At 69.1% G+C, this 12160-nt stretch carries 8 protein-coding genes; 1 reads left to right on the forward strand and 7 read right to left on the reverse strand.

Annotated elements, in window-relative coordinates; genetic code table 11:
- Positions 1-11: 11 nt before the first annotated feature.
- The 7 genes from BLU09_RS23325 to xth all read right to left on the reverse strand — a co-directional run bounded on the left by BLU09_RS23325 (position 12) and on the right by xth (position 10795).
- Entirely contained in the window at positions 12-1517 is a 1506-nt protein-coding gene (locus tag BLU09_RS23325; protein ID WP_090491712.1) for a radical SAM protein, read from the reverse strand.
- On the reverse strand, positions 1514-2935 hold the full coding sequence (locus BLU09_RS23330; protein ID WP_090491713.1) for an aKG-HExxH-type peptide beta-hydroxylase: 1422 nt from the start codon (positions 2933-2935) through the stop codon (positions 1514-1516). The genes BLU09_RS23325 and BLU09_RS23330 overlap by 4 nt, the downstream gene beginning before the upstream one ends.
- Positions 2935-4632: an MBL fold metallo-hydrolase gene (locus BLU09_RS23335; RefSeq protein ID WP_090491714.1), complete on the reverse strand. Its 1698-nt coding sequence runs from the start codon at positions 4630-4632 to the stop codon at positions 2935-2937. Before BLU09_RS23335 ends, BLU09_RS23330 begins: the two co-directional genes overlap by 1 nt.
- Positions 4633-4713: 81 nt before the next feature.
- A complete protein-coding gene (locus BLU09_RS23340) occupies positions 4714-6462 on the reverse strand; it encodes a hypothetical protein (protein WP_244171962.1) in 1749 nt (582 codons plus the stop codon).
- Between the two features lie 763 nt (positions 6463-7225).
- Positions 7226-9643, reverse strand: a complete 2418-nt coding sequence (locus BLU09_RS23345) for a serine/threonine-protein kinase (protein WP_090491716.1) — start codon at positions 9641-9643, stop codon at positions 7226-7228.
- 81 nt (positions 9644-9724) lie between these two features.
- On the reverse strand, positions 9725-9925 hold the full coding sequence (locus BLU09_RS23350; RefSeq protein WP_011555148.1) for a hypothetical protein: 201 nt from the start codon (positions 9923-9925) through the stop codon (positions 9725-9727).
- Positions 9926-10024: 99 nt separating this feature from the next.
- Positions 10025-10795, reverse strand: coding sequence for an exodeoxyribonuclease III (gene xth, locus BLU09_RS23355; RefSeq protein ID WP_090491717.1), 771 nt, complete (start codon positions 10793-10795; stop codon positions 10025-10027).
- A gap of 197 nt (positions 10796-10992) precedes the next feature.
- Here xth and BLU09_RS23360 point away from each other — a divergent pair, with 197 nt between their 5' ends.
- Complete coding sequence (locus BLU09_RS23360) at positions 10993-12093, forward strand: tetratricopeptide repeat protein (RefSeq protein WP_090491718.1); 1101 nt, start codon at positions 10993-10995, stop codon at positions 12091-12093.
- The last annotated feature ends 67 nt before the right edge of the window (positions 12094-12160 follow it).

Consider the following 12160-nt stretch of genomic DNA (forward strand, 5'->3'; position numbering starts at 1 on the left):
CCCGGCTGGCCTCAGCCGCTCTGCACGCTCAGCATCGGCGGCATGGCCTGCGAGGAAGACTCTGTCGGCAGACCGTTGGCCATCTCCACCAGGGCGGCGTCCATTCCAGGCATCATCCGCAGCAGGGGGATGGGGTCCTCCACGAGCTTGCGCAGGACCCACTCCACGACCGCCAACGTCTGCAGGCATTCCTCGGACGCATGGGGGCGCGGCGTCGCGTCCCCGGTCCGGGCGTAGTCGAGCACCGGCAGCACGCCGCAGTAGGGATTGAAGGCGCACTCGCGGCACTGCGAGTCACGATCCCGCAGCGACAGGTTCATGGACCGGAACGTGGCCTTGTTGCGGATGAGCGCGTCATAGGTCGTCCCCTTCACGTTGCCCAAGCCGAACTCGGAGCGCATCGAACGGGCTTCGTCCGACGGCAGGATTTCGCCGTCATGGTCGTAGGTGATGGCCGAACCGAAGTCCCCGACCGGGTTGCGCCAGTCCACGAAGCCCGTATCCGTCGACTGGAGAATCTTGGCCAGGACGACCCGGACCACGCGCTCGGAGTAGTTTTCGTTCTCCTGGCGGTTCTTCTCGTAGATGTAATCGAGCGCGTCCAGGTAGTAGTGGAGGAAGTCCTGGATGTCGAAGGGCAGCTTCTCCTTGCGGGCGTTGCCCAGGGCCTTGAGCTTGAGGATGGCGAGGTCCTTGAAGCCCTCCGCATGATAGAAGTCGATGGTGCGCTTCAGCTCCTTGGCGTTGGAGGCCCCCACCACGCACAGGGGCGACGCGCTGAGCACCCCGGGGAATCGGTCGCGGAAGTGGCTCAGCCGCTCCATGACCTTGCGGAAGCTGCCCGCCCCGCTCCGCGTGACTCGGAATGAGTCGTGAATGTCCTCGGGACCGTTCAACGAATACGACACGTTGATGCGGTTCTCCTTGCAGTACGCGATGTGCTCGTCGGTGGCGACCATGAGGTTGCTCACCACGGAGAAGCGGAGCCGCTTGCCCACGGCTTCGTTCTGCCTGCGGGCCTCCTCGACGAAGTACTTCATGCCCTCGAAGTTCAAGAAGGGCTCGCCGCCCTGGAACTCGAAGCCCAGGAAGGGGGCCGGAGAGCCGAGCGCGAAGCGGATGATGGCATCCGCGACGTCGGGCTGCATGTCGAAGCGCTTGGAATCCGCGGAGATGTTCTCCGGGTTCATGTGGCAGTAGGTGCAGTTGAGGTTGCACCGCTTGGACAGCACGACGATGTGGAGCCCCGGCCCCGCGTAGGTCCGGTCGTGCCAGCGCTTGAGGTCCTCCAGCACGCGCGAGGAGTTCTGCGCGGTGATGAGGTGGCTGGTCTGCTCGAGCCGCGCGAACAGGGCCTCATCCATGGAGATTTCGTCGAGCTGGGCATTCTCCGCGCCGGACAACAGCTGCATGGCGCCCGTCCGGGACAGCCGCACGAAGTGGTCGGGGCCCACCTGCTTCGCGGGGAAGAAGTTGGGCAGCCACTCGTCGCGATAACGCAACCCTGGGACCCTCATGCGGCACCTCCGGCGTGCTGGGTATAGCGGGCCGCGAGCACTGCCGCCTCGCGCCAGTCCATGTATGTCTCGGCGTCATTCACCACGGGGCCGCTGCCGGCCACCCGCGAGAAGTGCTGCTTCATCCAGGCGTCGAAGGCCTGGTCCATGTCCGCATCCGCGACACGTTCGATGAGCGGGTGCTGCTCACTCAGGGCCTGGGCCATCTGCGCGAGGAGCACGCGCCCTTCGGGCGTGGGACGCTCGAAGTCCAGGAGGGTCCGGAAGGAGAGCAGGTTGCAGCGGTGTGACTTGAGCAGTTGGAAGCGCCACTCCCGCTGCTTGAACTCGGGCCTGTCCAGCGCCCGCAGCCGGAGCCGGTTCACCGCCAGGAAGGAGTGCAGGCCCAGATGCACGCCTCGGAGGGGGCGAGGGTCGGTGCGGTAGGCGGAGACGAACTCGGGACGTGAGTCGTCCCACCGCCCGAATGCGCGCGAGTCGAGCAGCAGATACATGCGCTCGTGTTGCAGCTCGTGGACCAGGTCCTCCGCATGCTCCAGGCCGTGGGCCACGCGCGTGAGGAAGACGGGCGTGCCAGCCCCATACGAGGACGAGCAACGCACGCTCCGGTTCTCCGGGCCTCCCATGTCGACGAGCGCGGGGAGCAACACGCGGGCCCAGTCGAGCACTTCGGGCCACAGCTCCCTCAGGATGTGGAAGGCCTCCTCCGTGCTTCGCAGCAGGGGCATGGGCCGCCAGGTGCCCGTGCTCCCATCGTCCGGGATGCCCGCTTGCTCTCGCCGGCCGGTGATGCCGAGCATCTCACTGTCGTCCAGCACCGGAACGTTCCAGGTCTCGGACCAGGGCAACGGCTGGATGCTCACGGGTGCTTCGCCCGTGAGCGGCAGCGGGATGCGCAGCCCGGGGCCGGCGTGCCCCTCGTCGGAGAGCAGGCACTCCGCGCCAGAGAAGTGCCAAACGACGCGCCCTTCACCGGGGCCGCGCACGTCGAGCCGCTCCCCCCGAGGCAGGCAGTAGAGGGTCCGCGGCGTCACGAAGAAGGCTTCGCCGTGGGTGACCTCTCCCCGCAGCCGCTGGACGATGAGCAGGGACGCGAGGTTGCCCATTAGGCATTGAATCAAGCCAGGCCCGACGGCGGCGGGCCCCAACAAGCGGCCGAGCAGCACCGTCGTGCTCCAGTGCTCCAGGAACTCACGCGCCAGCGCCGGCGCGCGCTCGACGAGCTCGAACGCCTCGGAGAGGAGGGACTGGAGCTCCGCGGCACATCCCCCCAACTTCCCGAGCCGCTCCGGCTGCTGGACCCAGCCCATGAGCAGGTCGAGCTGCCCCATCTGCTGCGCACGCAACAGCTCCCGCGCCGAGGCTTCCGTCTCGGGGGACAACGGCGTCGGGAACGTGAAGGCCTCTTGGAATTGCATCAGTGACTCCAGTCGAGCACCAACGGCGACTCGTGCGACAGATGGGACAGGAACGTGAAGATGGCCGACCGGACGTCATCGTGAGGCAGGGAGAGGGCCGCGCTCACGTCGCCGACCATCTCGGCGACCGTGCGCCCGTCACATTGGTCCAGCAGGAGTGCCTCGAGCGTCGACAGCGGCTGATGGCGGATGCCTGCCGGGCTCGCGTAACACAGGACCTCGGACGTCTCCGGCGACAACGGGCGCGCGTCCAGCAGCCGCGCCAGGTCTCGCGTGACGCGCAGGTGGTAGGGCCCCAACACCGGGCGGCGCTGGAGGAGGCTGTCACGCAGGACCGACACGTGGGTCGCGCGAAGCGCCTCGGTGCGCTCGTCACGGCGGGCCAGCTCCTTCATCCGGCGTGACATGCACTGAATGTGGAACAGGCCCCGGTCCATCCACAGGCAGGCCGCCAGGTCCTCCCGCAGCGGCGCCTCGAGCGCCGGCTCAGACAGGAGCGCGGCCTCGACAGCGGCGAAGTAGCCAGCATCCATGTCCGCGGGCTCCGAGACCTTCGACGGGAGGAGCGAGACCACCCTCGCCGCGAGCTCGAAGGCCTTGCCCTCCACGAGGCAGCGGAGCGTCCGGGGCACCAGGACCGCCGCGGGGGTCTTGTTGACGGACAGCTGGCACCGCTCCAGCAGGTAGCGCAGGTCGTGGGTGGATGCGCGCAGCACTTCCCGGATGGCCTCGAACGGCTCCAGCCAACGCACGAGGTCGTTGTTGTCTCCCCATCCCCAACGCTGAATGGGTTTGCTCGGGTGATATCCCGTGAAGAAGGTCGTCAACAGGGCCTGAGGACGCCGCTGCCCCCGCGCCGGTTCGAAACGACGGCCGGGCTGCAGCAGCGCGCAGCGCTCCAGGACGTGCTCGCCATAGACGAGCCGATACGGGGGCTTCCAGGGCAGGAGCGCCGAGTCATGCGCGCGCGTCACCGCGGCGGCCATCCAATGCGCCCGGTCGACCGGGTAGCGCTCCAGGCGGTCTTCCCGCGGCCGCCCCGCCATGGACAGCGTGCCCCCACAGGTCGCGATACGCGCTGGCTTCAACCAGTCGCAGAACGCGAGCGCTCCCACGGAGTCCATCTGATTCCAGAAGCCCTGCCACTGGACCGAGGCCCCCGTGGGGACGAAGGCGACATCAACCCGGCCCCGGAAGGCCTCCAGCGCTTCGCGCGTCCGGGGTGAATCCGTCACGTCCACCGCGTCCAGCGCCAGCACATCCGGCGTCTCCACCAGCAGGGCACACTGCTCCTCGCCCTCCCCCGAACACTGCGCGGGCAGGATGTGGATGCGCAGGTCCTGGGCCAGCTCGACGACGTCCCCCTCCTGGAAGGGGTGGAGATTGCGAAAGCCCAGCGCCGTGAGAGTCGCGCGAGCGCTCGACTCGGGCGCCGCGCCCGGCTTCGGCCTGTCGAGGAAGTAGAGGGCGACGTCTTCGCGAAGCCCCAACAGGCTGGGTGGATGGAGATGGTCGTCGTGCGCGTGGGAGAAGAAGACCGCGTCCACCGACGACAGGTCATCGAAGAACCACGCGGGACACGCAGGCTGCCGAAACTCCAGCTCCCGCAGCACCAGCACCGGGTCGATGAGAACCCTCAGAGGACCGCGCTGAATGACAAATGAAGTGTGGCCCAGGTGCTCGATGAAAGTCTGCACAGCCTGCCCATTATGAATATTCAGAATTCAACGTATCAATTCATATCCCCGAGCGTCAATGCAGGCCCCGGGGATGACGACTCAGCGCGGCCGGAGCAGCTCGGACGTGCGATGTGTGGCCAGATAGGCCTTGGCCTCAATCACCGGAGCCCCCGTCAAGCCCAGCTTGACGTGCGCGAGCCGCTTATCGAAGACACTCTCTCGCGTGGCCGAGCCAGCGGGCAGGTTGACCTGCGTGCGCCCCGGCCACGCCAGCAGCGCGTCACGCCGTGAGGGTGCGCAGAGCCCCCGCGTCACGAGCTCGTCGAGCAGGCGTTGCCACCGGGGCTCCTCGGCGGGCTGCGCACGTCCCTGGAACGAGCACTCGAGCCCCAGCGTCGGCAACAGCTGCGGCGCCAGGTCCAGGTTGAGCATGAAGCGATTGACGCCGAGCGGGAGGACCCACGCGAGGGTGTCCCGCAGCTGCTGGAAGTCTCCTGGCCACGCCACCGCTTCCAGGTACGCCACCACACGCTCGGGAGGCACGTTCTTGAGCGTGAAGCGCAGGTTCTTGCTGCGCCGCGACATCATCACGCAGGCCGCATAGAGGTGTGCACCGGGAGGCAGCGCCTCGATGCAGACATCCATTCCCCGCTGAAGCTCGGGCGTGAGCGGCGCCTCATCCCCACGCAAGAGCGGAAGCCCCGCGTGGAGCGTCGCGCGGTAGGTATCCGACTTCTGCCGGTGGAGCGCTTCGTTGACGGCGACAGGCTGGTCCCGTGTGCAGAGGAACACGATGGGCAGCGGAGGCGAGGCGACTGGCGCATCCAGGTCGAACTCCAGCCAGAACGCGTCGACTTCCCGGTCGAGCAGCCCGCCCGGCTCAGCCCACGCTCGCGCGAAGTCGCGAATGCGCCGCCACTCGGGAGCGGCGAACAAGGGCGCTGGGAGTTCTGAGTGGGGATGCCTGCCAGCAAGCAGCTCCTGACCGTCGTGTTTGATCCCCAGGATGAAGTCCACCCGAGGCGTCCCCTCCAGCAACCGGACCTCGAAGCCCCCATCGCCCTCTAGCGCCGCGGGCAGCCATTCGCCCAGCGCGAGCAGGCGGGCTCGCGACTCGGGAGAAAACAGCGCGGGCGGGTAATCATCGTCGAAGGCCGCCAACGTCTCCTTCCAGGTGCCCGACCGAGGCGGGAGCGCCCCTGGGAGGAAGTTGTCGGTCCGGTCCGCCGCGATGCGCGCGATTCGGACGTACCGAACGAGCGCTTCGACACACAGCGCCGCCGATGCCTCGAGCGAGCCGTAGACGACGTCCTCGGCCTCGTACAGCGGCGCCACGGGCCAGAGCCCCTCCTCGCTCTGCTCGCGCAGCAGCAGGGACGCCATGGAATCCAACGTCCGCTCGAAGAGGTTGACGTCCGTGGGGCGCCCCAGGTTCATCAAGGCGCTCATCGCGAGGGCGACATTCACCGCGCCGCGCACCTCCCCCTTCTCCCAGAGCGAAATGAGTTCTGCCCGAAGGGGGACCGCGAGCTGCCAGTGGTCACCCACGTGACGAACCCAGCGCGTCAGCAGGTAGCCCAGCAGGAAAGGCGAAACCGCGGGCTCGCCGCGTGCGCAGCCCAGAAGCCCCTGGGTTCGAACCTTCTCGGAAACAAGCGCGGCGCGACCCGGTAGCGACCGCCCTTCGTGCGCCGCCAGGAGCAGGAGGTCCGCGGTCGTGGCGACGTCCGCTTCAGGAGGAACGCCCTCGATGGCCGCCGCCCCTGACTCGGACGATGTCTGGCCAGGCGCCCTCGTTGCGTCGCGCGACAGGAGCACAGCGAGCGCCGAGGGTGGGTCCAGCGGCATGTTCCATTGCCTCAACGCCACCAGCGCGCGGGCCGACTCCCCCGCTTCCGACCGTGCCGAATCCGGGGAGAAACGCCAGCAGCCGGTCGACGCGCGACTGGAGAGCAGCCGCCGCACGCAGGACGCCCCATGCGCATTCGCAGCCCCCTCACTCTCAGCCAGCGCGAGGAGAACCAGCGTTGCCGCCGCCGGCGAATCCACCGAGTGAACGCCCGCTCCCGTGGAAGCCAGCATCTCCGCGACGGGAAGCTGCTCCAGTGCGGCAACCGCCGCGCCAATCGCGCCATCCAGCATTTCTGCCGTGGGCCGGATTGGCTCTCCTGGACTCTGAACAGACACGGGCTTCCTCCGAGCAACGCTGGCGAATGGACTCAAAGCGTGCCCGAGCGCGAAGCTCAGGGTCAATCACCTCTCCATGTAAATTGCTGAAATCAATTTAGACCCCCACTCCTTGTAAAATTGGCGAACTGATACTCTCGCGGCGGCACATCCTCCACCCGTCAGCGAAGGCCCGAAGCCCAGCGCGAGACACGCACCGGGCCCCTGGCGGGACGACGTGTCCTCCAGCGTGAAGCCGATGCGGGTGTTGCGCGCGGGGGTTTCCGGCTGCTGTTGCACGAATTGTCAGAGGAGTCGCTCCACGGGTTCCTGGTGGAGTGCAAGCACGGCCGCATGCCTCGGCTGGCGAAGCGGGTGTCCCCCGCGCGCTACGTCCAGCGCCCCGCCGTCACGGGGGATGCGCGGACAGGCGCCGAGGAGCGCGTCATGCGGACCAGATGGCTTCCACGCGGGAGCGCACCTTGCGCCGCGCCTCCGCGAAGCCGGGCTGCGCGCGCAGGGGCGTCAGCGCCGGGCAGCGGTCCATCCACTCCAGATCGATGAGCGCCAGGTTCGCCGCCTGCTGGAGATAACGCAGCGCCTCGGCGGGCGCGCCCCGGATGCACATCAACTCCGCCGCGAGCTGACACACCATCGACGCGAAGCGCGAGTTCACCTGCTGCCGGGTGAGCATGCCGTCCAGGGTGGCCATCGCGGCCTCCACCGATACCTCGCCCAGCGCCGCCGAGCAGTAGGTGGCCACGTAGGAGGCCATGTGGCTCGGGTCTTCGTTCAACGCGTCCCGGCACTGGCGGACGTCGTCCATGTCGCCCCTCCAGGCCGCGACCCGCATGCGGAGGATGAGGACCGCCATGCCCAGCAGGGGCTGACTGTTCAGACGCGCCATGCACCACTGGTAGGTCGCATCGTCGCCACGCAGCGCGCTGCAACGCGCCACCTCGACCAGGCAGATGGCCATGGCCGGCTCCAGTGCGTAGGCCAGCTTCAAGCGCGGCAGGCCTTCATCCGCGCGCCCCGCCTCACATTGGAGGTTGCCGAGGAGTTGGAGCGCGGGCGCGAACGTGGGAGCCGTATCGAGCGCCGTGCGCAAGGCCACCACCGCGTCCCGCCACCGGCCTTCGCGGGTGGCCAGGATGGCCTGGGCCAGCTTCGTCTCCACGAGCTCCGGCGCCACCTGTCGGGCCCGTTCCAGGCTGGTCCGCGCCAGGGCATCCCAGTCGACCTCGTCCGCCAGGGTGCTGATGAAGCCCGCCCGAAGCGTCGCCACCGCATGCTGCGCCGCCGCGTGCGGGAAGCCAGGCACCGAGTCGTGAAGCTGTTCGAGCGGCGTGATGACCTCGTCCTTCAATTCCCGCGTCATCGAGTGCGCGAGCATCCGGGAGAGCGCCTGCCGGTAGAGGGCCAGGGCCTCCGCTGGCACGGTGGAGCGGTAGGCCAGGATGGTCAGCTCGCCGCGGAGGGCTTCCGCCAGACGCTGCCCCAGCCGGTCCTGGAGCTGGAATGGGTCGTCATCCGCATCGTCGAAACGGCCGCTCCACAGCTGCGTGCCCGACGCGCCCTCCACCACCCGGAGCGTCACGCGCACCGTCTTGCCCGCGGCCTGGAGCGTCCCATCCACCAGCAACTCCACTCCCAGCTCGCGCGCCGCGACGCGAGGGTCCCGCTCCTGCCGGAAACGCTCCGTGGCCCCGCTGCTCTGCACCCGGAGCCCCCGCGTCTTCGACAGCACGTCGATGAGCGCCTCCGTCACACCGTCGCCCAGAAACGCCTGGTCCGAAGCACCCAGGAAGCGCAGCGGCAGCACCGCCAGCGACTGCTCATCAGGGCGCAATGGCGTGCGAGATACCAGCCCGCCCGAGGACATCGAAGCGTGGCTGAAACCGCTGGGCTGTGGTGTGGATGCGCCATGGGCATGTTCGGGCTCGATGGCCTCACCGACAGAACCAAGCCACTGCCTCAGCGCGTCCGCCACACAGGCCGCGTCCCGCGGCCGGCCGGAGGGCTCACGCGACAAGCACGCGAGCACCAACTCCGCCAGCGCATCCGGCACCGCCGCCAGCAGGCGTGGATCGGGCGGCGGCTGCCGCAGACGGGCCATGGCCACGGCCATGGGCGAATCACCGGCGAACGGAGACGCTCCGGTGAGCAACTGGTAGAGCACCAGGCCCGTGGCGTAGAGGTCGGCGCGGGCATCCACCTCGCCACTCTCCAACTGCTCGGGCGCCATGTACATGGGCGTGCCCACCAGTCCCTGCGTGCGCGAAGCCCCCTCGCCCGCCAATGCCCGGGCAATGCCGAAGTCGGTGAGCACCACGCGGCCACGGACCTCCACCAGGACGTTGGCCGGCTTCAAGTCCCGGTGCACGACGCCCGCGGCATGCGCCGCCGCCAGGCCCTCACAAAGCGCCAGGACCAGCCGCGCCGCCCGCGCGGGAGGCACCGTGTGCTCGCGTTCCATCAACGTTTGAAGGCTCTCTCCCGCCACGTACTCCATGGTCAGGTAGAGGCGGCCCGAGTGCTCGCCCAGATCGAAGGTCCGCGCCACGTGCCGATGGGTGATGCGCCGGGCCAGACGGACCTCGCGGCGGAAGCGCTCCAGCCACTCCGGCGCGGGCGAGGCGCCCAGCTCCAGCAGCTTCAACGCCACCACGTCGCCCACCAGCGTGTCCCGCGCCCGGTACACCGCGCCCATTCCACCGCGCCCGGCCAACTCCTCGAGGACATAGCGCCCGGCGAACAGCGCGCCCTCCGTCACGTCGGTGATGGCGGGACGCGGGTGCGGCGATAGCAACGTCGCATCGGTCCCCTCGGGTGGCGCACTCCGGTTTTTCTCCTCGGACACAGCGCGGAATCTACCCTGCCGGAAGTCGGGGCGCCCGGCATTCAGGATGGGCCCAGGATTCCTGGAATATCGAGTCCGGCGTCAGCGGGACACCGGGGGCGTCTCCGGCGGCTTCGGCTTGAAGAGCGCGCACGCGCGGACCGGCTGCGGCGGGTACTTCTGAGGCAGCAGCGGGCAGAGGATGAAGGTCGTGGTCCTCGATTGGACGTAGCGAGGTGGCGCGGCGCAGCGGTGGCAAAGGCTGTCGGGAAACGGCAGCGATTCGGGCGGGGGCGTCGTCATGGCCTTCGGTCCTGGAGCATCGCACGAAACCCACCACGTGCCTGGTGCTCGTGGAGAGCGGCCATGCCAGTGATGACATGGCCGCTCGCGAATACCGCTTCAGTCGCGCAGCTCGAGCCACACGGGAGCGTGGTCCGAGGGCTGCTTGCCCTTGCGCTCCTCGCGGTCCACGTCCACGACCGTCAGTCGCTCGGCCACGGGCGCCGTCACGTAGAGGTGGTCGATGCGCAGGCCCAGGTTCTTCGGGAAGCCGAGCATGCGGTAATCCCACCAGGTGAACTTCTGAACGTCAGGGTGCAGCCTGCGGAAGGCATCCGAAAGCCCGAAGGCGCCCAGGCGCTGGAGCGCATCCCGCTCCTTCAGCGTGAAGAGCGTCTGGCCTTCCCACAACTTCGGGTCATAGGTGTCGATGTCCTCGGGCGCCACGTTCCAGTCCCCGCCCAGCACCAGGGGCTCGTCCGGCTTGTGCCGTGTGTCCAGGTAGCGCCGCAGGCGGCCGTACCACTCCAGCTTGTACTGGTACTGCGGCGAGTCCACCGACTGGCCATTGGGCGCGTACGCGCTCACCACGCGGATGCCGCCCACGGTCGCCGCGATGAGGCGCGCATGCGAATCATCCACGCCGTCGGACAGGCCCTTCACGACGTCCTTCGGCTCCTCCTTCGCGAGGATGGCGACGCCGTTGTACGTCTTCTGCCCGTGGACGGCGGCGTGGTAGCCCAGCTCCCGCACGGCCTCCATGGGGAAGTCGTCGTCCACGCACTTGAGCTCCTGCAGGCAGAGGACATCCGGCTGGGCCTTCTTCAACCAGGCGAGCAGCCGTTCCTGACGGGCCCGCACCGAGTTCACGTTCCAGGTGGCGATCTTCATCGCGCGGACCGTCGCATGCCGCCCGCGCCCCCCGCCATGCTTTTCCCCGGCCCTGTGGCCACAGGGCCACACAGCCCCCTCCGTCCCTCTGGGAGCATGCGTGGCACGCCAGTCGCAATGACGCCGGGTGGGAGGCCGGCACCCGGCGCCCCGGAGTCCCCGTCCCGGGAACTCCGCCAGCAGTCGAGGTCGCCGCCATGCGCCGCAACCACACGAAGCCCACGTCCCACACCCGCTTCCGCCCGCCGGCCTCCGTGCGGCGCGCGCTGGTGCTGGCAAGCCTCGTGGTGCTCGGCCTGGCCCTGGCGTGGGCGGATGCGCCGCTGCCCCGGGCGCTGCGCGCGTGGCTGGCCGCGGAGGAGCAGTCCACGTCCAACGCGGACGCCGCGGCGCCGGATGCAGCCAGTCCTCGGGGAGACGCCGCCGCGTTTCCGCCGGCTTTCGAGCCGCGCGCGCCGCGTGGAGACATCAGCATCGCGCGCCTCGGCGCCGCGTCCGGCGCCGCGTCGGAAGGTTCGAACATCGCGCCAGAAGCCGAGCTCGCGTTGCCACACAGACATGGACGGCGCGTGGACCACTTGAGCCGGGCCCACCTGTTGCGCGACTGGGACGACCTCGCTGGCGCGCTCACCGAGTGCCGCCGTGCGATTCATGACGCCCCCGACGACGTGGCCGCCTTGGCGCTGGCGGCGGAGCTCGCCGGGCTCACGGGCCGGACGGAGCTGGCCGTGCGTGCCCATGCCCAGCTCGGCCGCCTGCTTCCCCTGGATGCCCGCCCCCTGGTGCGTCAGGCGAGGCTGCTGGTGTCCCTGGGCCGCCATGCCGAAGCGGTGTCCGTGGGCGAAGAAGCCGTGCTGCGCAATCCCGAGTACGTGGAGGCCTATCAGGTGCTCGGGCGCGCGCACCTGGCGCAGGGGGCGCTGGCGAAAGCGATGCTGCGCTTCGAGCAGGCCGTCCACCTCCACCCCGAGCACGGCTACGCTCTCAACAACCTGGGCCTCACCTACCTGCGTGCCGGAGAAGCCCAGAAGGCCGCGGATGTGCTCGTCCGGGCGGCGGAGCTGCTCCCGCACGTGGCCTATGTGCACAACAACCTGGGCGTGGCCTACGAGCGGCTCGGACAGGTGGAGGAGGCCCGGGCGGCCTATGCCGCCGCCATGCACCTGTCACCGCGCTACGTCCAGGCCCGCGTCAACGCGGACCGGATGCGCCGCACGGCCCACGCGGACATGGCCGGCGCCCGGACGGTGCGTGAGCAGCCGCGCCCCACCCAGGGAGAGGCGCCTGCTTCCCGGTAGCGCCTTCCTGCCTGGAGGCCCTGCGCCGGGCGGGCCTCCAGAGCGGTTCCCGTTCGGTGTCCCCCGG

Source organism: Myxococcus virescens (assembly GCF_900101905.1).
GTDB classification, from domain to species: Bacteria; Myxococcota; Myxococcia; order Myxococcales; family Myxococcaceae; genus Myxococcus; species Myxococcus virescens.